Here is a 21,885-nt window from a genome sequence, read left to right on the forward strand (position 1 = left end):
CTAGAGGCTAAGTCAAAAGCGCTGAAAATCTGCTAGTTGTAAAAGTACGGGTGAGGATTGATATATTCAAAAGGGGCGCTTTCGGCAGTCGTGGGAGACCTGAATTTACCTCGTTGGGACATGGGGGAATAAGGTATCAAAGCGTTGATTCACCCAATCCAATCTCAGGTGAAGGAGATGATTGAATCCATCCTCACTCCATCGCATCCCCACTCCCTTAAAGCGCTGTTGAATCAGCCACTTGCAAGCACTCTCAATCATGCCACTGCCAAGTGGACATTGGTCCTTCTCAAAATCCTGATAGCGGATATGTCGATGATGGGTTTGGAAATAAGTGTGCACCTGGATAAGTGTCTCTAAATCTTTGCCCTGCGGAATATCTGTAGTGACCAGGGCAGTCAAGGATTTAAGTACAGCGTGATGTTGCCCATGTCTGAGTAGAGACCGCCAGTTCTTGAACCAATTTTTAGCCTCAGGGGACCGACAATCGAATAAGGCTGCAGTCGCTCGCCACAGATGTCCAGCGGCATGATAGAAATCGAGAATACCCATCGCACAATGGGCAAAGCACTGACGGTAGACCCGCCAGAATCCCCGTCCGCCATCACTCAACCAAATGACTTGGGGAGCAGTGTCAATGGATTGTCGTTGAGCCTCCATCTGCATGAGAGGAATAAAGGTATCAATATCCCCCAAAACAGCTACTAATCGACGATGACATAATCGAGTCACTTGTTTTCCAGACCGGGTTAGATGCTGTCCTAAGCGAGCAAATAGACCGACCTTCACTTCCCGCCATCGAGTTTTACCTTTAGCGGTTTTAGGCTTCGGTCGAAAAGGCACCATCACCCCATCAGCAGCAATAGCAAGACGGAGCATGGCGGTCATCTCCTCCAAGGTGTCTGGTGACAGACATACTCCTCGGAGGAACTGCTCTAGTTGTTGTTTTAATCGGGATTGAGACTGTTGTCCATAATGCGCAACCCAAGACCACAAGGTACTCGCACTCACCGCTATTCCGGTACATTGATGCAGCATCCAACTCGATAGTTCATAGGGCATGACAATACTCATCAAGCATCCCAAACGTATCAGTTCTTCACTACTCGATTGATAAGGAGCAATACCCAACGCTTGATCTAAGGGCACACTGAGACTCACCTTACAGGTTTGATTGGGGCAACGCCCGACTCTTCGCTTTCAGGCGATCTGACCCACCAGCGTCTTCATCTGGCGAGACCGAAATCCTTTGGAGCGAATATGTCGTCCACAGACTGAACAATCTGGCCAAATCGTGGGAAATTGCGCACGAGTATTGAGTGCTTTCTCTAAGGTCAGGCGGGCAAACAGGAGTCCTAATTGCAGAGCAATGAGAACCATCGCAGACAGATTACTGGCTTGGTGCAATTGCTGGCAGTAGGATGACCAGTCTGCATGTTCTGGATATAGAGCCTCTAATTGGGTAAAGTCATGGTGCTTTTTTGAATGGGGTCGGGATCATTATCTCGTCCCTTTTTCTTGAAGAGTACCCCTCCTACATCCTTCAAAAGCGCCCATTCAAAAGTGATAGCTCCACAGTTCCTTTCATGAATTTGATATAGCCCTGCAGCTATGAGCCTTCAGTAGAGTTTGAGTCAATGCCTAATTCAGTTGCTTAGTGTCTACTGGGCTAGAGATGTTGTTGTGTGGAATTAATTCTCGAAAAAGTGATTGATACTTGCTTACAGCATGTTTGAGCTGATATTTACATAGAACAGCTTGTGCTGCTTTGTGTCCCATGTCATTACATAATTCTGAATCATTCATGATCTGGGTTAAGAGCTTAACCAATTGATCATCATCTTGAGGTGACACTAGCCAGCCAATCCCTTCTTCTTGAATGACCTGTGCTAATTCTGATTCGTTATCTGCGATCGCAATCAATGGCTTGCCCGCAGCCATTTGGTTGTACATCCGGCTTGGAACGGACACTCCAGTCATACCCGGCAAGAAGGAAATGATACCAACATCACAAGAGTTAAGCACCACATTTTTTTGATCATTGGGTAAGTAAGACATCACAGTCACATTATCTAAATGTTTTTGCTGTACCGTGGTTTCCACTTCTAACTGACGGGCCCCAGCACCAATCAACAAAAAACGAATTTGAGGTTGCTTGATAGCAAGGACTTCGGCTGCTGCCAGCAGGATCTCTAAATCGTGAGTACGCCCCATATTTCCAGCATATAGAACCACAAAGTTATCAACCCACATTAAATGCTTCAACAGAGGGCTATCAGATTTCTGGATGGCATAAATTATGTCAGGTTCTGCCCAATTGGGAATGCATACAACTTTCTCAGCAGTAGACTGGGGCAATTTATTCTTGACTAATTGCTTCATATCTCGACCCAGAGTAATGATTCGACAGGCTTGTTGATAAACCCTAGTATTGATGGCTTGGACAATTCGATAAACGCCAGAGGTTGGACGGGCTAATCCAGATGCAGATAAGACTTCAGGATAAACATCATGAACCAACAGTACATAATCACACCTTTTCAATCCCTTCAATAGCCATGCCATAAGGGGCAATAGGGGAGGATTGGTCACCACTAAAATGATATCTGTAGAATGACACTGCCATAACGTCTTGAAAAATATTGAGATCGCACGTGTGCAACCATTGAGCACTCGTCCTGGTAACCAATTTTTATCAAAAGCAGTACCACGACATCGCTGAACCTCAACACCCTTCACAACTTCGTATTGGGGTAAAGATGCAGACCGAGATTCGTACATAGATGCTCCAGTCAGCACTGTAACCTCATGCTCTGCTGCCAATCCTTGAGCAATTTCAGTTAAGAAGTAGGCGGTGGAGGTGGTTTCTGGGTAGTAGAGTTCGGTTAATACAATAATGCGTTTCATCAATGAGGCTTAATCGAGTAGGGTTTGATAAACGCTGATGGTCTTTTGAGCTGCTGACGCCCAAGAAAAGATTTTTTGTTGACGAGCTTTTGCATTCTTAGCGATTAAACTCCGCTGATCTTGATCTGATAATAAGGATTCGACGGATTGCAAATAATTGGCAAACTCACCTTTCCGAATTACACTCCCCGAGTTATTAGCTAGCTGATAAGAAATACCACCAACGTCATAAGCTACAACGGGTAAACCACTAGCCATCGCTTCAATAATGGTTAACGGTAAAGTATCAGAGACACTAGGAAACAGCAGTAGAGTAGATAGGTAATATAAGGCTCTTTGCTCTTCAAGAGATAAAAAATCTGTGAATATCAAGTTGACTTTGCTGTTTGTGGGGAGCTTGACTTGCCACTGGCGGGGTTCATCTGGCGAGAGCAGCTTGCCGCCAACCACAAGTGTTGCGGGCTGAGATAATTGGCCAGCAACTTTCATGATTGTGTCTAAACCTTTATTAGCCGTATGATTGCCAATAAATAAGAGGATCGGGCGATCTTCCTTTAAATGAAACTTTTTGAAAATATGCAAATAGTCAGATTCGCTAGGAGAGGCAAGAAAGAAGGGATTAACACCATTGGGAACCAAACTAATTTTCTCTTGAGGTATACCGCAAGAGATCAACATTTCTCGTTCTTGAGGATATCCAGATAAAATTGTATCGATGTAATTTAGAGCTCGAAGTATAGGTTGTGTAATTAAGTACTTCCAGGCAATTTTTTCATGCTTTTTAAACCCGTAGTTTGGATTTAAAATCTCAAAAAAACCATGGGTTGAGGCAACTGTTTTGATTCCTAAACAAGATGCTGTATATGCAATCTCCTCAAACACCAAAGCTGGTAAGGGGTTCTGTAAATGAATGATATCAGGCTGTTCCTTCCGAATATCATCAAGTATCTTGCTAGTTAGAAAACAAGCTCCTAATTGATGGGGAAAAAATGTCTTGAGTCTGCGCAATTTAGATGTTGTTAAATAATTGCGAACTTTGAGTCCTTGAAGGTCAACATATTCATCTTTATCCCACATTCTCCAGAGTTCAACGGGGTAATCCATTGCCATATAACGGCTGTGGAATTCGGCCGCGATCGCAGCCCCACCGATGCGGCTACCAGATGACGACAAGTTGACAACAACTACTTTTTGGGAGATCAAGATAAATTAAAATTATACTTTTTGAGAATGTCGAAACCAATCTACGTACTTTTCTAAACCATCTGATAGTTCACATTGTGCTTCAATACCCATTTCCTGAGCATAACGAGTATCAGCAACAAGGGAAAATGGATTGCCAGCATGTTGCTTACCAGAAAATGTAATTTCTGATCTTGATCCCCAGATTTTACAGAGTAACTTAGCGACATCTCTCACGCATATCCCTTTACCAGTAGCACCATTTACGATAAAAGGGGAAGCTGAGGAAAGCTGACCGGCTTGAACTAGAATTTTGGCAGCATCATCAATGTAAAGCCAATCTCGTAATTCATCACCTGTTCCATGTAATTGTAAAACTTCAGGTGACAACTGCAAACGACAACATAATTCCCATAACAGTTGCTTACGTAAACCTGGGCCATACACTGAGAAAAGACGCACAATTGCAATTTTTAGGCTAAAAGCCTGTGCATAAGACTCACATAATAATTCAGTCGCACGTTTATGAAATCCGTAGGGTGAAAAAGGGGTATAGCATCCGAACTCTGGAATCTTCTCTTGATCGTTATTGCCGTATACCGCTGCGCTAGAAGTGATGACGATGCGGACATTAGGGATCTGTATTCTTGCCCACTCAAGTAAGTTAGATGTGGCAATCACTGAGCGCCGAAAATCCTCGGCAGGTACTTGCAAGGACATGCCAACTGAGCTACCGCCTGCCAGATGATAAATGCAATCAGGTTTGCCTGCTTGCTTTAATAATTGCTGCAAGTTATAAGCATCAATATCACCATTAATCCAATGAGATATTCCCTCTATCTTTGCAGTTTCTGGCGGAAGAGCACCATGCCCCAAGCCGGAAACTGTCTGATCATGATGAACTAAGTAACGAATTAAGTTCTGGCCAATAAAACCTTTTGCCCCCGTGACCCATACAACAGTCATGTCGGGACCTCTACTGCTTTATGAGCAATAAAGCTAAATGCTCTACCAGGTCGATTATCTAAAATCGCGAGAAGTTTCATGAGTATTGGGAAGACTGGCTGAGATAGTAACGGGACCTTCAAAAAAGTACCGCCTGGTAAACGACTGATTTTTTGCGTCAGCTCTTCCTTAATCGTATCAATAGTATGAGGAGCGTAGTTGATTACGCTGTCTAAAGGCTTGAGAATTTGATCGATATCTAAGCTGGCATCCTCTATAGCTTCTATATATTCCCGAAGCAGAAAGGCATTTTCACCACCGTAAATCTTATGTAGCGGATGTGAGGCCAGGAACTGTGGCAAATCGTCTTTAGATGAAATGACATGGTCTCGTACAGCAATAAAAACACCGCCAGGCTTGAGGACTCTGTATACTTCTCGACAGAGCTGTGGCAAATCTTGAGCATGGTGTAAAACTTGCCGTGCAAAAACAAGTTGAAAGTGAGTATCTGGGAAAGGTAGTTTTTCGCCAAATTCCTGAACAACATTGATTGGTAAATCCGCTGTTTGGGACAATCGTCGGATTGCACCAATTCCCACAAGATCACTAATATCTGGTTCTAATGCCTCAACAAGCCAACCATCACGGGCTAAAGCATAACTTGCTATCCCGTTACCAGCACCAATATCTAAAGCCTTTTCCACAAGATCTGGACAAAAAGCTCGAATCTCAGACCATTCAGCACTTTGCCAATAACGGTCAGCAGCTTTTTCAAGTGGAGCATCATAATAACAAGCCTTAACGATCTCTTTTTTCTCTGGCTGACTAATTAGCCAACCCACAGCCTCTTCCCAAGTTGAAAAATGGCTAACGCTCATGTTCAGGAATCTCACGAATAACTTTGGCTGGATTACCCCCAACGATTGTCCATGGAGGAACATCTCTTGTTACAACTGCTCCAGCAGCTATAATAGCGCCTTCTCCTACCGTTACACCCTTGAGGATAGACGCATTGAAACCTATCCATGCTCTATCACATATAGTGACTGTTTCACAGACAACATTTGACCAGTCTTTCTTGCCATTTTGCCAATCAATTATATCTAGTGCTCGCTCTGAATAAATGATGCTGTGGGAATTATGGTCAGCAATTGTCACTCCCCAGGAAATTAATACATTATTGCCAATCGAGATGCATTTAGAAGCAACTACATGAGATTTACCAATAAATGTTTGCTGACCAATAAGAACTCTAGCGCCAGGCCGCTCAAAAAATACATGTCCTAAAACTATTGACTTATCAGCAACATGAAAAATACAGTCTTTCCCACCTCTAACCTTCAAAAGCTTTACACTAGAAAATCGGCTGATATTGAAGTTCGAGAATTTATGTCTCAAATAAAGTCTAAGTGGTATATTTAGAAATTTGAATAGTGGCATAACAAGACATACGTGACTCCGAATTATGTAGAAATAATTCTACTCCGAAAGGCAAATATCTAGTTCATCATGTTTGTGTCTAACCTTGATCATCCAAATAGTGTAATAGATCTCAAGAAAACTTTTGCTGTTTCTTTTAACCTACATTTCGCAGGTTATGAAATGAGGTAATAGCGACAAGCTGGTGGTCTCAATAACTGTATGATGTGGTATCAGTCGTCCGTAAGATTCGTGATTTGCTCAATGCCGTTGAGTAACACTAAATGTACGCCCTGGAACTTCTGCATGATCCACCGCAAGGTAAGCCGCTGGAGTTGTTCTAGAACCGTGCCCCCCGTTTTCTCAAGGGTTTGCTGAATTAAATGTCATCGATAGACTTTCTTCGCCCAGTCTAAATTAAAAGAAATCTTACCTCCAGAAAACGTTAGCCATGGATGGATGTCTTGTCCTGTCTCAGGTTTGTTTATGTAAAAAGCAAATAAATTTTGTTGTTGAGGAAAGAACTTTATAAAGACACGATAAATTGGTTTTGCTATTGAGATTATTAATTTTTTTGAAAGAGACTTTTTTTCTCGACACTAGTGCTAAAAGGTTCATCACTCCCATACTCATAAAAGAATTTGTGTTTAGCATAAGGGGCATAAGAATTAATGGTCTTTTCAATTTCACGTTCAGTCCAGCGGTAAATATAGTTTGGTACTTCTGTATTATTAACACCTCCAAACTTACCATCGTTGTAATAAACAGCTAAATGTTCAAAAGTAGGGCTAAGTCTGGTCTTTTCTAGGATTTTCATCAATAGACTATCACGCGACTCAAAAGCAATCGCACCTTTACGTGCTACTCGGTACATCTCCAGTAATGCTCGGTGTGGCGATTCACAATGATGTAATGCAGCATGAACAACAACATAGTCAAATTGATTTGATTCAAAGGAAAGCTCTTCTGCTTTTTGGTAACTCCAAGAAAAAGGAGCAAATTCATCACTACTAAGTCGCGAATCCAAGTTAGAAATTTCAATATTTGTGAATCCTAGCCGGTGAAAAACATCGCGATCTGTTTCCCCACCACCCACTACTAAGATAGAGGCATCTAAGTTACCGATCCACTTACCAATAGTCTCTTGGTAGAATGAGATTCGTATATCCGACATACCTGATTTTCTGGACATGAAGTCTTGTAATGTCATGGCAAGTCTCTTGAACCTCTTAAGAAAATCAATCTAATTAAAGTCTCAGCTACTTGAGTTTAGATATTTATCAAAAATAGCTAATACTTCATGAGCTCGACAAACTGTATTGTGGGCAGATAAAGTCTTCTGTTGACCAGCCTGAGCAATTTCTGAGCACTCTTTAGGATGTTTTATATAGTAAGTAATCTTATCTATTAGATGACTAGTGCTAGTGTAAGTGACTATTTCTACATTAGGTTCGAATAACTCTTTAATATTGGGAGCATCTTCAGTTAAGAGTAATACACCTATGCCAGTTGCCTCAAACATTCGCATATTGCCAGCAATACCCTCAGCAATTTCTCCATGAACATTGACTGTCATTGCTGATTGTGCCAAGACGTCATACATGTTCATACCCCAAACACTGGCACTGACTCTTGATTTAACTGAACGTGCTGTGAAGTAAGCAGAGATAAAACCTTTAGACAGAAGCCCTCGTGATCGAAGGCGAGGTAGATCGCCCCAAATTTGTAATGGAGTATATTCTGTTAACTCTCTGATCACCTGAATTCGTTTGAGATGTGCCCAAGATAAATTGCCAACAAAGCTACAGGCTACATTTTTCTGCACATTATTGTTTGATCGATCCAGAATGTTAGGCTCAAATGCAGGGAGGACACGCTCACTTGCCTGCCCCTGACGCTGAAAACTGTTTTGAAAATTTGCATGTGATGTTAAAACGCAGTCTACACCACTTAAATTCAATGAATTAGGTGAAGGGCAAGCAATCCAGGCAAATATTTTTCGACATAATGGCTTTAGCCGCTGCAGATACTCGCCAAAATAAGTAAACATTGAACCTATCCACAGAATGTCTGGCTGGAAATCCTTCACTTGCTCATAAGCAATTTCATATTGCCAATTCTTTTGCTTAAAATCAACACCATTTTCCTCTGCCCATCTACGTTGCAATGGCTTGGAATTGACAATTAATATTTGAACCTCATGTCCCAAGGATTCCAATCTTTTAGCCAATGCTGGGAGCCAGCCAAAATGGTCAGATAAGAAAACACTTAACTGATCTTGATATGATTTCTGTTCCAACCCAGAATAAGCACTATATATAGATTGAATATAGCCTTGATAGTAACTCCAAAAGAGTGTAAGTCTCATAATCTAAAGGTGTTCATTGGTAGCCAAATCTACCTTGCTTACTTAGCGATTGATTCAACTAAACGCTGCTTTCGCTTAATCGAGTGAGATTTCCGTAGCATAAGATAAAAAAGAAAATTTAAACCTAACCCAAAAGAGAACAAGGTCGTCAGAAAATTTCCTTCTGACAAGAAAAAAGTAGACATAGACAAAGCAATATAAGTACCTAAGACACTAGGTGTTTTACGCGATTTCACAAACCACTGATGATAATAAGACAGTAAAAAAACAACCATGATTGATTGAACTACAACCCCAAAGTAGCCAAAATCTGCCCATGCGGTTCCAATAAATGCTGCATTCCACGATCCAGTTCCATCAGTGATGTCTCCAAATGCTATATAGCCTCGAATTACACGACCTGGGTCGAGTATTACATCTTTTCCAGTGAAGATATTGGTGAAGGAAGAACTAGCACCATATAGATGAGGAAAAATATCTGGATAGATATGAAAATGCAGCTGTAAAGTTCTCGTTACCTCTCCACCAAGTCTATTAGCTACTGCTATTAACCCATCTTGATAACTAATTCCAGGGTACTGAATCATATATTGAAAAGGAATTAAAATAAATAATAAAATAAATGAAATAAAAGCCAATCTTTTTCCTGTCTTACTGACTAATGAGATTCTTATATTTCCAGTTGAGAAAAAGCCAGCAAAAAAAATAGTCCCAATAGAATTAAGGCAACACCACCTTTTTTGTCCCGTAATTAAATTTAGCAAGAATGCCGCAGAAAAAACAGCATAAAAAAGTACCGTGTATTTTTTTGTTGGTTTTCCGAATAAAAAAATAAGATATATAGGCAAAGAGGTAACGCCGTAAATTTCAGAGTATTAGCAACTCTTAATAACAGACTATTTGCACTACTCGCACTTTGTCCATAGTCAATTCGTGCAGCTTTATAAGACTCTGCAGTAATGTCACCAGATAATAAAATTTGTAGAAATGAAGGATTCCATAATACCCAAAAAGTTAGAATAGCAACGAAAATCGCAAAAAGTGGAAAAACATCTCTTAGATCGTTTCGTCTCTGAGTAATCAACTTTAGAGCATCTTGCTTATACTCTTTTCTGCTTAGCTTCTTTTTCCCAAAAAAAAGGCGTGCGATCAATAATCCGATAATAAAACTGATATACATCAATATCACAGATGTAATCCAGCGGAGTATAACTATATCAGAAAGCTGGAGTCCCATCTGTTGATAATTAATATCAACATTAAAAGGAATCATCACACCATGTTTTAGGAAGAAAACATAGAAGAAGATAGTAAAAATACTTAGTCGAGAGAAACAGCTAGTCAGCTTTTCTAACAAGTATCCAATCACAAGCAAGAATAGATACCAGCTTATTAAAAAAACCTATATTCATATTTATTTTTTTAATGCAATACATAAGAGCCTAGAATGTTGATCTACTTTTTTTTAGTGATAGCTTAAGTTTGTAAAATCTGCTGATACAGTTCACGCTCCTTATCTGTGGTTAAACGGCTATTATGCCAGAGAAGAGTAAAGTTGCCTGAAAACTGCTGACAGACTGATTTCATTGATTTGATTGTCTTGAAAGCTTCTCCTTTTAATATATCCAGATTCATATAATTTTTTTTCTAAAACTGTCGCATCCATTACAATTAAAGGGCGTTCATATAGCCCTAAGCATTCACTTGTTAATAGGTTGAATACAGGATATTCAAAACAGGTTCCACATCGAAAACCTACATGCTCAGAAAAACATAGGGTTGTATCATAAGTTAATCCCACATCATTAAGATTTTGCCAAGTCGTAGGTGTTTCCCACCGCAAACAATGTTGCCGCCCACCCCAATCTTGTTGACAAATATCCACCTCAAGGCATGCAGACTTTAAAATATCAATTTCTTTTTGAGTTTGAACTTTATCCTTATAGGTGTTGAAACTAGAATGTAAACCGATTTCATGGTCACGCTGATAAATTTTGGACAGTAGCGCTCTCATCAATGGATGAGACAAGTCGTAATCTCCATCAATGGGGTAACAGGTGTGATCTGCAATAAAGTAGAAAGCGCTTTGAAGGCCTTGTTTCTCACTGATATGCATAATAAAATCAAAAGTGTTGCAGGGATCAGCAATCAGATTCCCCTGCTTTACTTCAAGCCAAGATTCTACACTCCTTGCTGCCGCCATCAGACTTTTCCGGCGGACTACGTCCCCTATACAGCGCCTGAACAATCGCTTTGGCCCAGAGAAGACATATCGAAAAGGCTCATCCACGTCATGACTGACGTAAGTTTGAAAATAATGCTGTCGTCTCGAAAGCCTTGGCCACAACAACAACATACAAGTCCAGAGGATTTCGACATATTCATTAACAATTGGCCGCATGAGAAAGTTCTCTTGATAGGCCAAAGATGCTGAGGCTGGAAACCGATCTAGCGAATCTCGTTCAGTTTTAACAACTTCTTCATAGCGTGTCAGCATAAAAAATGCTGAACCAAATATATCCAATCCTATATGAATCTGATCTTTTGATTGGTGCAAAAAGTTTAGAGTATGCGGATCATCCCCAAAAATGATAGGTATATCCGTGTGAACTAACTGTGGATGTAAGTTAGTGGTGCTAAGGTCCCATACTTTGAGAGGCTGCATCGGTAGGGAAGTTGGCTCTAACCACAAGAGTTTTGGTGTAGAGAAAAGCGTATCTGCTATCACTAACTTCCGATGATCCCCAGCCGTAATGATCACATCTGAGTGCGAGGTCTTTTGTATGTGGGCTGGAATCCCTAGAAACTCTTCAAAAATGACTCGAACTATATATGTTCGCTCTGCCCAATAGGAATCAGGCATCTTAATTTGCAGAGTTGGCTTGGACACGATTGACTTTAAGGATATGACTGAGTTAGGTATAGCAATTTATGCATCAGTATTGTCAACTGCTTCAATAATTGATTTTACAGACTGTAACTCAGCGATTTGTTCATCATCAAACTGAACATCAAATTCTTCTTCAATCGCTAGAACTAAGTTGATATGTTTCATGGATTCCCATTGTTCAACGGATTCTGGTGAAGAGTCTATGTTGAGCTTATCGGTTGGAACATTGAGGATGGTTGAGATGACTTGAATAACCCGAACTTGTGTTGTTGTTCCAGGCATTGACGTTAGCCTCCTTTAGCTACCTGAGAGATGATTTCACCAACAAAACGGCTTGCAGGCACGTCTTGACAATGGATAAGGTCTAAATGATACCGTCCAGCAGACTGTTCAGTGAAACTGCGATCGCAATAAAATGATTGGACCTGCATGTTCTTTTGTGTGGGCTGATACTGTCCTTCAATGGTCTGGCACTCTCGATGTGTTACGAGTTTGAGGATCTCATGCAAAAATGCATCTTCGACATGTCTGCCTAACACTCGGCAAGACAACAACAGCGAATCAATTACTGCGTGAGCATCTTGATAGATAACAATGCAGACTCCTACAATACCGTAGACGCCAAACTTATCTTTCAACTGTAGGTACAAAACATCAGATGTTGAGCAACTGATGAAACCTGCAATATCTGCTTCAGAATACCGTTGGGTAGTCAAGTTGAATTGATTTGTTTTTTGAGTCAACTGTGCAACCCGTGGCATAGAGAACTCATCTGCGAAAGAGATCTCAGCAACCATTTCTAAAGATTCATGGTATTGGGTGATGCTCATGAACTGTTTTTGAGCTTGGGCTCGCTGCTGGGCAGCAGAGTACATGGCTCCACGGTCTAAGTCTTCTTGAGTTAGGGCTAGCGTATCAAACCAACCACAGCTCGATAACATCTGACGGTATTCTGTAGACCGTTTACGAGGTAAGTGGATGGTTTCTACTTCGGGAAGCAGTTGTCGAACAAGATTCACTTCAAATTCGCTATCGTCTACAAATACTAAGCTATCAAGTCCTATGTTTAATTCCTGCACGATTTGGTGGAGATTGTGGGCTTTGTCATCCCAATTAATTTGGGCACAGGCAATATGAGATTCTTGCAAGACCATGTCAGGGTGATTATGAAATACATCCCATACCTCGGCTTCGTTATTCTTACTACACAAGGCAATCAAAATACCTCGATGGTAGAGGTTGAGAATTGCTTGCTGAAATTCGTAGAAGCAAGATCCAGGATAAGAATTGGCGCTTAATTTTATGCCAGCTAAACCATCTTCACCAATCACACCGCCCCATAGGGTGTTATCACAGTCCAGGACCAGACATTTTTTGTTTTGTCCTTTTAAGGCCCGAATATACTTAAATACTTCAGTCGCTATCTCGCCTAGTGCCTGTCTCGTATAGGGCGATCTGCCGATATGCCAGTAGCGATAGTCAAAGTAATGATGACTACCTAGCCGAGCAAGGGATAAATCTAAATCAACGAAATAACTATTCTCTTGCCCAAGCAAGAGGCTGTGAATAGCAGCATTTAATCGTTGTATAGTAGCGGTTTGCCCCGTCTGTCTTTGCAGGTCTAGGATTCCCCAGCTTGGATAAAGTGGACGTTCAAAACCCATCCATAAGATCATGGCTGTGGTTTGACGACGAAGTCCTTGGATAATAGTTTGCGCATACTCCAGAATTCGTTCGCATTCTGAATCAATCTCTTTAGCGGTCAATGTGGGGAAACATTGGGCCAAATGGGCGGATAAAACTTCCAATTTGAGAAAAACGAGAACACAATCTGTTTGACTATTGAAGAGTTGGGAATTATTTGCGATCGCATCTTGGATACTGCTGTCATATCCCCCCCACTGCACCTGGGCAGCGAAGCCCATTTGATAAGCCCAGTAGGCAAGATACGGTTCGATGGGCTCAACAGTGATGTTCCGAACAACAGAGATATTCAGCTCAGGCTGATTTTCCACCGATACCTGATTTAGAAAATTCTGAATCTCAGCAAACGTCAACATCATCTTTAAGCCGTACATTCTAGAATTTCAACCAGGCCAAATCCGTGTATCTGATAAAAAGACACATTCTGAAAATTGAATAAAATGGCAGGTTTGGGGGGTGAGATCGTAATTATGCGGTGTTCTTGACGAAGCTTATCAATCGTTTGTTCCACGTTCTCACTGACATAGCAGAGGTGGTAAATGATCTGAGCATAATCTGTTAACCACTCATCTAAGGGACCCGGAGAATCGGTGGGATAGATCAACTCTATATCAGGCATTGATGAATGCTCACCCATCCTCAAATTGACATTCTGCAACTCATCATAAGTTTCAGGACCAATTTGATAATCTAAATCTCTCAAGAAGCGAATGGCTTTTTGAGGCTTACGGACGGCCAGACCAAAATGGTGGAACTCCAAGCCAAATGGGTTAGAACTAATCATCGACTTTGCCAAGGATAAGAGCGATATTAATAGGCAGCTTGTCCTGTTCAGATTGAGCTAAGGTCGTTGATTGGTAAGGAATCAACAATTGGTGCTTGATATATAAACCACTGGCTTGAACTATGTCTGCAATTTGTTGCGCATGCCCAAATAAATAGATATGGTCAATGGCAGGAGAATTAATACAGGTCGTGACATGGATATGTGAGGTGTTGTGGGTCAACGCAGCAATCTTTTTCAAGAATTTTTGCGGTTGCTCCACATGCTCTAGTACTTCACCCATGACCACTGCATCATATTGATCATTGGGTTCCCAAGCTAGAAAATCGCATTCTTTGATACTGTAGTTTTCAAACTGACCAAAATAACGGCTAGAAAGAATTTTTTGAGTAAGAAACACACTTGTAGGACTAATATCAACGCCTAAGAACTCTTCATACTGAGAACTTTGCATGGCCTCCATCATGTGAAATCCATGTCCTGGACCAATTTCCAAATATCGCCCAGACTGTGTTTTTGGCAGCATCTCCTTGAAAAAATGTTTCATTTGAGCATGATTGGGCCATAAAAAAGTTGTTATAGCCAAGCCATACATATACATGCTCATGTACTCTTCATTTCGATACACTAAAGATTCAACTTCAGCATAAGACGAATACTTGTAATGACCATGGCGCTTAAAGTAGAGCTGCTGTGTAAAAGTATCTTTAACAATTAAGTCATAACATTCAGCTAAGTACCCTAATGTTAACTGTTGATCCAGACAATAATTGAGGTATTGAATGAAAACCTGAGTGTCGCTTTGTGAAAGAGCTTTCACTGAATCTGCTAAGAAATTGCTTTGGAGTTTGTTAATCCTCAATATTTCTTGAATAAGCTCATCAATCAAGGGAGCTGATAAACGTTTTGTTGAATGCATATAAAATTCCTTTTTTATTGCTTTTATAATGGGCAATAGATATTCGAATAACAGAATCTTTGGTTTAATTTGTCAAAGCTATAAATGCTTCATTAAGATCCATGCGCTTTTATTCAGCCTGTCTGGGTTTTATGGTTTTTCGCAATAGCTTCTTGATCGCTTTTGATATGTTAAATGTTAATGAACCTGTATCCCAAACGGTAATTCCTTTAGCTGCATAGATATTAACTGCAGCATCGAAGAAGTCTTGCATTTTAAATGTGAATAACTTGATTCCTGATTGAGTAAATGCTTGTGAGTTGGAGATGTCTAGTAAGCTGAAATAATAGATAGGGTCATAACCTCCTTTGGGAAAAGTTGCAGGGTTTCGCATATATGTACTGACTAACTGCTCACACCCATCAGATAACTTCACTGTGAATTCTTCTGGATCTTCGTAATAGATTTTATGCTTAAATTTATCTTTGAAGTGGTCTTCAATCATATGACATGGCGTAAATGCTTCAAATCCAACGCCAATTCCTAAATATTTTGCTCCATCCCCCCATGATCTGATAGTAAGGAGACAGAGGACCAAAGGGGTAAGGAGATTGATGGTGATTGCCAGAGAATAGCTGAGCTTTCTGGCCATATGAAATAGTACTAAATATAGGATTTAGACTGCGCACGGAGCCTTTTTTTTTCTTCGAAGTATTTCAGCCATCATGCCGGACTCAGTAGCTGTTTTTTTTAATATTAAAAACCTTGGTTTTTTTCTGATATTTGATCGCGATCAATAGGAAAGCATAGCGTCATTAATGTGCTGTTTTCTCCTAGATAAGTTATGAGATCTTTGAGCAGAGATTTAATAGGAACTAACTTGCCAGTCTTTAGATAGATTTGGTCTTGAGAGTACATCAAGAATAGAGAATCTCCAGGATTAATACCAATCCTCTCCAAACTTTTTTAAAAAATCACCCGAGTTATAGTTAGTATATTTCTTAGCTAAAAAAGGACGAAGAAATCTCAGGCGGAATTTTGCGATCGATTGCTTAGAAAATCTTCGGGCTAATGCTTGTATATAGCTCATCACACTACCCTGTTTTACCTACATTAACCTGCATCCAGAGTCTTGTGATTTGCACAGCTAAAGGAATAGCTCATGATGCCACTGACCAAATATAAAATACAAAACGCTATAGAAAATAGTAAAACTGATGACTCATCACTCTTAAAAATGGTATATCCTATCCAGATTGAGCCAATAGAAAGAATAAATCTGACGACCTGCCATAGCAGATCCAATTCTTGCTTCTCTGCAATAATAAACATTGAACAAAGAGGGATAGTAATAAATTGGCAAAAAAGCATTGGTGATAGCAGACGAGCATAAATACCAGCTTGAACCCACGCTTTGCCAAAAAATAAGGTAAACAAGTAAGGACTAGCAATTAGAAAAACAGCAAAAGGGATAACAGCGATTAGAAGAAGGTACTTAAATGTCTTTAAAAAAAGTTGACTGCACTCGCCTTCATTGATGTATTGCTTAGAAGCTGCCTCGCGAAAAACATCACTAATCGCATTGCCAATTAATGACATTGGTAGAGCAATTACGCGAAATGTTAGTGAGTAAAAACCAGAAAATGCAGGGCCATACAAACTTTGAAATAGCATGATTGGCATATTCCCAGATATTGCATTCATCATATGCCCTAATAATAAGAATTTTGGGAATTTAATATGCCGCCGAGCTTGTTGCTTGATGCGATCAAGGTTGATATCAACTCCCTCTGAATGCTTATGCAAGAAGGTGAGCATTTGATAGACAGCATATACAACCCCTATAAGCTGTCCAAATACATAGCCCATCACTAAACCAAAATCGGACACTTGATATAAAGCGAGTTGAGTCGTGACTACAGATAGAGATAATGCCACCTTGTTGAAGGTGATAGTTTTATATAATTTGACGCGATTAAACCAATAGTATGTCGATTGATAAGCAGCTAGTAAAAATATTGAAATTGGTAATAGGCGTAAGTAAACACTTAAGTTTTTTAGGGTAATAATGCTTGAGATTGGAGCGCTGAACCAATAAAAAAATATCCAAAGTAATGAGCAAAAAATGGCAGAAAGACTAATGCATAGTACAACAATATTTAGAGCGTCGTTATCATCTTCAGGTAAGATGATGGACTGCTCATAACGCCCAGTCGCAGGGATGGCCATGATAATTGAGAGAGACATGAAGAGGGCCAGCCCACCAAATGTCTCTGGAGAATAAACTCGGGTCAGAACTGGAGACAAAACCACTGGAATGGCTTGTGCTAAAGCAGTGCCTGTCATTAATGTGAAAACATTACGCAGGAAGGGTATGTTCGTGAGTTTCTGACTACGCTTCAGCAAAATTCTCGCCTGGTTCTGGATTGCCTACCCTAAATAAAAGTTTTGGATAGTTTTGATAATTAAGCTTTGAGTGTCAGGTTGTAGCTCTGGCCAAATGGGTAAACTTAGGACTTCTTGCGTATATTGACTACTCACTTCAAACACATCGTACTGGCCTAGATAAACAGGTAGCTGATCTTGAGGTACGGGGTAATATACCATCGACCCAATCTCATGGTCAGCTAAATACTGCTTGAGTGCATCACGCTTTTGATCTAAGACACGAATTGTATATTGATGGAAAACATGACCTTCAACAATCTGTGGTGTAATAATTGCAGGTAAATTCGCTAAGCCATCATTGTAAGTTTGAGCAACTTGACGACGCCCTTGATTCCAGTTGTCTATATGGGGCAATTTAACCCGTAGAATGGCAGCCTGGATAGAATCAAGGCGAGAGTTATATCCCAAGACCTCATTGTGGTACTTCTTCAATGCACCATGGACTCGTAGCATCCTAGCTTTTTCAGCAATGGCATCATCATTAGTGGTAATGAGACCTCCGTCACCATAAGCTCCTAAATTTTTGGATGGGAAAAATGAATATGCCCCAACATCCCCAATTGTTCCTACTGCTTTATCGCGAAGGTGGTCAATCTTCGTTGGGACACCTGATGGCTCATTCCTAACTTCACTTCCCCAATAGTGGGCTCCAAATGCCTGTGCACAATCCTCTATTACTTTCAGCTGATATTTCTTGGCAACTTCCATAATGGTTGCCATAGCTGCTGGATGGCCGTACAGATGCACTGGCAAAATTGCCTTAGTCTTTGGGGTTACTTTAGCTTCGATTTGATGAGCATTCAAATTAAAAGTGTGGGGATCAATATCAACGAAGATGGGTTTGGCGCCCACATTGCTAATTGATTCGGCGGTGGCAAAAAACGAAAAAGGGGTAGTGATAACTTCATCTTCTACTCCTATGCCAGAAGCTTTGAGACCAATGACTAAAGCATCAGTTCCCGAGTTGACACCGATTGCATGTTTGACACCAAGGTAAGTGGCAACTTCTTGTTCGAATTGTTTGACCTCCGGCCCCATAATGAAAGCGCCTGATTCCAGGACCCGATCAAGGGCAGTATGGATATCAGCTTTGATGCTGGCATATTGGGGTTTAAGATCAAGAATAGGAATTTTCATACCTGGGCACTAGAGTTTGCGGACTTCTATTTCAGAGACTTTTTGATATCGGGTACCTGCTGAGTCTACAGCATAGCCATTGTCGTCGAATTCTAAAACATCTCCATAGGCACTCATCCAACCGATAAGGCGAGCTGGAATGCCAGCAACCATGCCGTAGGCAGGAATATCTTTGGTTACCACTGCTCCAGCGGCAACGAACGCCCCTTCGTGTAAGGTCACACCACAGACAATAGTGGCATTGGCACCAATACTGACTCCTCGTTTAACTAACGTTTTGTGGTAGTCAGCACTGGTATTACGAGGAAACTCACAACGGGGTGTTTTAACGTTGGTAAACACCATGCTGGGCCCACAAAACACATAGTCTTCTAAGATGACACCTTCATATAGAGAGACATTGTTCTGAATTTTGCATTGATCACCGACGATGACATGGTTTGCTACCGTCACATTTTGACCTAATACACAGTTTTGGCCAATTTTGGTTTTGCCATAGACATGACAAAAGTGCCAAATTTTAGTGTTGGTACCAATCTGTGCACCTTCATCGATATAGGAAGATTCATGAGCGAAAAAGTCACGTTTCTCCAGAGTTGGCTCAGCCACGCATTGCCTCCTGAGCCTTTTCTAAAATCTCTACTACTGCAACACCATTCCAACCATTTGATCTCGGTTGCTGGCGTGTGTCCAGACAGTCAAGAAAATGCTCGCATTCTAACTTGAGAGGCTGAGTTGTGGCGACATCGGCGATCCAAGATCCTGTATCTACGTTTTGAAGATTTGAGCCAATAGATTTTTCGTAAACGGTGACTTGCTGTGTAACTTCGTCATAGACCAGCATTTGTCGTTCGGCGAGGATGGTGGTGCATCGCTGTAATAACGGATGATACCAAGAGGCATGAATATGAGCAGTTTGGCCATTCTCAAAGACCAAATCGACATGAACATTATCCTCAACATGGGATTGCACCATAGCATGACCACTCGCTTGTATGGATTGGAGTTTAGGATTACCCAGTAAATCCAGCACAACAGAGACATCATGGGGAGCAAAGGACCACCAAACGTTCTCTTCAGAGCGGGCTCTGCCCAGTTTGGCCCGTTGAGCCATGACATGGAGTACTTTACCTGCTTTACCGCTGGATATATAGTCTCGCATCCATGAGATCGCAGGTTGATACAGCAATAAATGTCCCACCATTAAAATGCGATCATGTTGATCGGCATATTTAGCCAACTCAATCGCATCTTGCGTATTCAGGGTCATTGGTTTTTCGATAAATACATCTTTACCGGCAGCTAAAGCCGCTTTTGCCAACGAATAATGGGTAGGGGCTGGTGTTGCAAAGACAATGGCTGAAATATCAGTATCTAAAACGTCGCGATAGTCAGTATATACCTGAAGATCCGGATAGCTATCTGCTATCGCCTGACGCAAATCTGAACTCATCTCAGCCACTCCGGCTAAGGCATTGAGCTCATGAAAATTCTTCACCAGGTTTTTACCCCAGTTTCCTGCACCGACGACAACAACTTTGTTCATAGAGAGATTGACGAATTCTAAATGGATCTAGAGCAGTGTGATTTTAGACTGATATGAAGCAGATTGTGCGTCCGGTAATTTGCGGGTAATTCCACGAGTATCTAGTATTGCCGTTGATTGATCTACTAACTGAGCATAGTCAACAGCTGAATGGTCTGTAGCAATAATCACTAGATCATACTGACTCAAGGTTGTGTTTTCTAGATCAATAGATTGCATCTGATGCCCTTCAATAGTGATCACTGGCACAAAGGGATCATGATAATCCAAGTTCACGTGATCCCGTATAAGGAGTTTAACGATGTCAATAGAAGGAGATTCACGCCAATCTCCTAAGTCTTTTTTATACGAAACTCCCATAACTAGCACCTTCGCTTTTGATGGGGCTATTCCTATATGATTTAAGGTGCGTAGGGTTTTTTCTCTGACAAATTCGGGCATCCGCCGATTGATTTCTCCAGCTAAAGCAATGAAGTGAGTTTCAAAATTAAACTCCTTTGCCTTCCACTCAAGATAATGTGGATCAATGGGAATACAGTGCCCACCAACGCCTGGCCCGGGATAGAAGGGCATAATTCCAAAAGGCTTGGTGTTAGCGGCATCCAGTACTTCCCAAACATTTAGATCCATGCGATCACATAGCATAGCCAATTCATTGACTAGGGCAATATTGACCGCCCTAAAGGTATTCTCAAAAACCTTGACTAGCTCAGCAGCTTTCGCACTACTAACGGGAACTACGTGATCAATGGTTTGCTGATAAAAAAGGGTGGCGATTTCTAGAGAAACAGGGTCAGATGCACCAACAACCTTATTGGTATTCTTAGTGGTATAACGTTGGTTGCCTGGATCAACACGTTCAGGCGAGTGGCCTAAGAAAAAATCTTGACCCTGCTTTAAACCGCTAGACTCCAATACAGGTTTAATAACTTCATCTGTCGTTCCAGGGTAAGTCGTTGATTCTAGGGTAATTAATTGACCTGAGCGCAACTCTGGCGCTATTCCCTGGGTCACACTCTCGATATAGGAGAGGTTTGGAGTCATATTTTTTGATAACGGTGTTGGCACACAAATTACTAATACATCCATGTGCGAAACCTTATCAAAGCCACAGATGGCCTTGAGCTTACCGCTGGCAACTACTGCTGCTAACTCATCAGAATCAACATCATTAATGTAATTCTTAGCTGCATTCACAGCATCGGCACGATCAGGATTCTGTTCTATCCCAATCACATGAAATCCTACTTTGGCCTTTTCGACAGCAAATGGTAACCCTACATACCCCAGACCTATTACTCCAACAACTGCTGTACGGTCAAGAATTTTTGTTTTTAAGTGATTAAATAAATTATCAGACACAATGGGGAAAAGACTCTAGAAGGAACTCATTTTAAAATTCTAGGCAGATGCTCATTCAAGTGTTTATATCACATAACGATATTGATACATTCTCTGTGGTAAGTCCTCTAGACATCACATTAGTGAGGTTTTAGCTTACTTGATAGCTAAGAACCACATGATTTCAAAGAGCTCAAAGTAGAGGGCATGGTCTACAACGTTTTCATATCGTGATGAACGCCTAATGACCTTATAAGTTCCCTGTGGCTTATGGGCCCTGAACCATTAATTACTTTCCAGTTGATCCGTCGACATC

20 protein-coding genes and 1 pseudogene are annotated in these 21,885 nt (G+C 41.0%); all 21 read right to left on the reverse strand.

The window, feature by feature from the left end; translation table 11 throughout:
• Positions 1-105 precede the first annotated feature (105 nt).
• Positions 106-1,458, reverse strand: a pseudogene (locus HRE53_RS15120) (ISKra4 family transposase); the annotation flags it as partial.
• A gap of 183 nt (positions 1,459-1,641) precedes the next feature.
• Positions 1,642-2,907 (reverse strand): glycosyltransferase family 4 protein, encoded by a 1,266-nt coding sequence (locus tag HRE53_RS15125; protein ID WP_235107046.1) that lies wholly within the window; start codon positions 2,905-2,907, stop codon positions 1,642-1,644.
• A gap of 9 nt (positions 2,908-2,916) precedes the next feature.
• The gene (locus tag HRE53_RS15130; RefSeq protein WP_235107047.1) at positions 2,917-4,110 is read right to left on the reverse strand and encodes a glycosyltransferase family 4 protein; all 1,194 of its coding nucleotides are present in this window, start codon (positions 4,108-4,110) and stop codon (positions 2,917-2,919) included.
• Positions 4,111-4,122: 12 nt separating this feature from the next.
• Positions 4,123-5,055 carry an NAD(P)-dependent oxidoreductase gene (locus tag HRE53_RS15135; protein ID WP_235107048.1) on the reverse strand — a complete coding sequence of 311 codons (933 nt, stop codon included), beginning with the start codon at positions 5,053-5,055 and terminating at the stop codon, positions 4,123-4,125.
• Positions 5,052-5,912 carry a class I SAM-dependent methyltransferase gene (locus tag HRE53_RS15140; RefSeq protein WP_235107049.1) on the reverse strand — a complete coding sequence of 287 codons (861 nt, stop codon included), beginning with the start codon at positions 5,910-5,912 and terminating at the stop codon, positions 5,052-5,054. Before HRE53_RS15140 ends, HRE53_RS15135 begins: the two co-directional genes overlap by 4 nt.
• On the reverse strand, positions 5,902-6,474 hold the full coding sequence (locus HRE53_RS34800) for a DapH/DapD/GlmU-related protein (protein WP_304518388.1): 573 nt from the start codon (positions 6,472-6,474) through the stop codon (positions 5,902-5,904). The genes HRE53_RS15140 and HRE53_RS34800 overlap by 11 nt, the downstream gene beginning before the upstream one ends.
• A gap of 544 nt (positions 6,475-7,018) precedes the next feature.
• On the reverse strand, positions 7,019-7,663 hold the full coding sequence (locus HRE53_RS15150; RefSeq protein WP_235107050.1) for a class I SAM-dependent methyltransferase: 645 nt from the start codon (positions 7,661-7,663) through the stop codon (positions 7,019-7,021).
• A 45-nt stretch (positions 7,664-7,708) separates the two neighbouring features.
• Entirely contained in the window at positions 7,709-8,821 is a 1,113-nt protein-coding gene (locus HRE53_RS15155; protein ID WP_235107051.1) for a glycosyltransferase, read from the reverse strand.
• 38 nt (positions 8,822-8,859) lie between these two features.
• Positions 8,860-9,669 (reverse strand): hypothetical protein, encoded by an 810-nt coding sequence (locus HRE53_RS15160; protein ID WP_235107052.1) that lies wholly within the window; start codon positions 9,667-9,669, stop codon positions 8,860-8,862.
• Between the two features lie 686 nt (positions 9,670-10,355).
• A complete protein-coding gene (locus HRE53_RS15165) occupies positions 10,356-11,684 on the reverse strand; it encodes a polysaccharide deacetylase family protein (RefSeq protein ID WP_235107053.1) in 1,329 nt (442 codons plus the stop codon).
• Between the two features lie 66 nt (positions 11,685-11,750).
• The gene (locus HRE53_RS15170; RefSeq protein WP_235107054.1) at positions 11,751-11,993 is read right to left on the reverse strand and encodes an acyl carrier protein; all 243 of its coding nucleotides are present in this window, start codon (positions 11,991-11,993) and stop codon (positions 11,751-11,753) included.
• Positions 11,994-11,998: 5 nt separating this feature from the next.
• Positions 11,999-13,774, reverse strand: a complete 1,776-nt coding sequence (locus HRE53_RS15175) for an HAD family hydrolase (protein WP_235107055.1) — start codon at positions 13,772-13,774, stop codon at positions 11,999-12,001.
• A 2-nt stretch (positions 13,775-13,776) separates the two neighbouring features.
• Positions 13,777-14,199 carry a VOC family protein gene (locus HRE53_RS15180; RefSeq protein ID WP_235107056.1) on the reverse strand — a complete coding sequence of 141 codons (423 nt, stop codon included), beginning with the start codon at positions 14,197-14,199 and terminating at the stop codon, positions 13,777-13,779.
• A complete protein-coding gene (locus HRE53_RS15185; protein ID WP_235107057.1) occupies positions 14,192-15,118 on the reverse strand; it encodes a class I SAM-dependent methyltransferase in 927 nt (308 codons plus the stop codon). The genes HRE53_RS15180 and HRE53_RS15185 overlap by 8 nt, the downstream gene beginning before the upstream one ends.
• A gap of 109 nt (positions 15,119-15,227) precedes the next feature.
• Positions 15,228-15,602 (reverse strand): hypothetical protein, encoded by a 375-nt coding sequence (locus HRE53_RS15190; protein ID WP_396133385.1) that lies wholly within the window; start codon positions 15,600-15,602, stop codon positions 15,228-15,230.
• 19 nt (positions 15,603-15,621) lie between these two features.
• A complete protein-coding gene (locus HRE53_RS35190) occupies positions 15,622-15,786 on the reverse strand; it encodes a hypothetical protein (RefSeq protein WP_396133386.1) in 165 nt (54 codons plus the stop codon).
• A gap of 424 nt (positions 15,787-16,210) precedes the next feature.
• A complete protein-coding gene (locus HRE53_RS15195) occupies positions 16,211-17,503 on the reverse strand; it encodes a lipopolysaccharide biosynthesis protein (RefSeq protein WP_255800717.1) in 1,293 nt (430 codons plus the stop codon).
• A 24-nt stretch (positions 17,504-17,527) separates the two neighbouring features.
• Positions 17,528-18,682 carry a DegT/DnrJ/EryC1/StrS aminotransferase family protein gene (locus HRE53_RS15200; protein ID WP_235107060.1) on the reverse strand — a complete coding sequence of 385 codons (1,155 nt, stop codon included), beginning with the start codon at positions 18,680-18,682 and terminating at the stop codon, positions 17,528-17,530.
• 9 nt (positions 18,683-18,691) lie between these two features.
• On the reverse strand, positions 18,692-19,291 hold the full coding sequence (locus HRE53_RS15205) for an acyltransferase (RefSeq protein WP_235107061.1): 600 nt from the start codon (positions 19,289-19,291) through the stop codon (positions 18,692-18,694).
• Positions 19,284-20,228: a Gfo/Idh/MocA family protein gene (locus HRE53_RS15210; RefSeq protein ID WP_235107062.1), complete on the reverse strand. Its 945-nt coding sequence runs from the start codon at positions 20,226-20,228 to the stop codon at positions 19,284-19,286. The genes HRE53_RS15205 and HRE53_RS15210 overlap by 8 nt, the downstream gene beginning before the upstream one ends.
• 27 nt (positions 20,229-20,255) lie before the next feature.
• The gene (locus HRE53_RS15215) at positions 20,256-21,590 is read right to left on the reverse strand and encodes a nucleotide sugar dehydrogenase (RefSeq protein ID WP_235107063.1); all 1,335 of its coding nucleotides are present in this window, start codon (positions 21,588-21,590) and stop codon (positions 20,256-20,258) included.
• Positions 21,591-21,885: the final 295 nt, after the last annotated feature.

Origin of the sequence: Acaryochloris sp. 'Moss Beach' (assembly GCF_021497025.1) — a bacterium.
In the GTDB taxonomy this organism is placed as follows: Bacteria; Cyanobacteriota; Cyanobacteriia; order Thermosynechococcales; family Thermosynechococcaceae; genus Acaryochloris; species Acaryochloris marina_A.

Coding starts and splice junctions, on each gene's coding strand:
- HRE53_RS15200 (WP_235107060.1), bottom strand. CDS start 18,682: ATGAAAATTCCTATTCTTGATCTTAAACCCCAATATGCCAGCATCAAA.
- HRE53_RS15170 (WP_235107054.1), bottom strand. CDS start 11,993: ATGCCTGGAACAACAACACAAGTTCGGGTTATTCAAGTCATCTCAACC.
- HRE53_RS15140 (WP_235107049.1), bottom strand. CDS start 5,912: ATGAGCGTTAGCCATTTTTCAACTTGGGAAGAGGCTGTGGGTTGGCTA.
- HRE53_RS15150 (WP_235107050.1), bottom strand. CDS start 7,663: ATGACATTACAAGACTTCATGTCCAGAAAATCAGGTATGTCGGATATA.
- HRE53_RS15135 (WP_235107048.1), bottom strand. CDS start 5,055: ATGACTGTTGTATGGGTCACGGGGGCAAAAGGTTTTATTGGCCAGAAC.
- HRE53_RS15210 (WP_235107062.1), bottom strand. CDS start 20,228: ATGAACAAAGTTGTTGTCGTCGGTGCAGGAAACTGGGGTAAAAACCTG.
- HRE53_RS15165 (WP_235107053.1), bottom strand. CDS start 11,684: ATGCCTGATTCCTATTGGGCAGAGCGAACATATATAGTTCGAGTCATT.
- HRE53_RS15125 (WP_235107046.1), bottom strand. CDS start 2,907: ATGAAACGCATTATTGTATTAACCGAACTCTACTACCCAGAAACCACC.
- HRE53_RS15175 (WP_235107055.1), bottom strand. CDS start 13,774: ATGATGTTGACGTTTGCTGAGATTCAGAATTTTCTAAATCAGGTATCG.
- HRE53_RS15180 (WP_235107056.1), bottom strand. CDS start 14,199: ATGATTAGTTCTAACCCATTTGGCTTGGAGTTCCACCATTTTGGTCTG.
- HRE53_RS34800 (WP_304518388.1), bottom strand. CDS start 6,474: ATGCCACTATTCAAATTTCTAAATATACCACTTAGACTTTATTTGAGA.
- HRE53_RS15155 (WP_235107051.1), bottom strand. CDS start 8,821: ATGAGACTTACACTCTTTTGGAGTTACTATCAAGGCTATATTCAATCT.
- HRE53_RS15185 (WP_235107057.1), bottom strand. CDS start 15,118: ATGCATTCAACAAAACGTTTATCAGCTCCCTTGATTGATGAGCTTATT.
- HRE53_RS15190 (WP_396133385.1), bottom strand. CDS start 15,602: ATGATTGAAGACCACTTCAAAGATAAATTTAAGCATAAAATCTATTAC.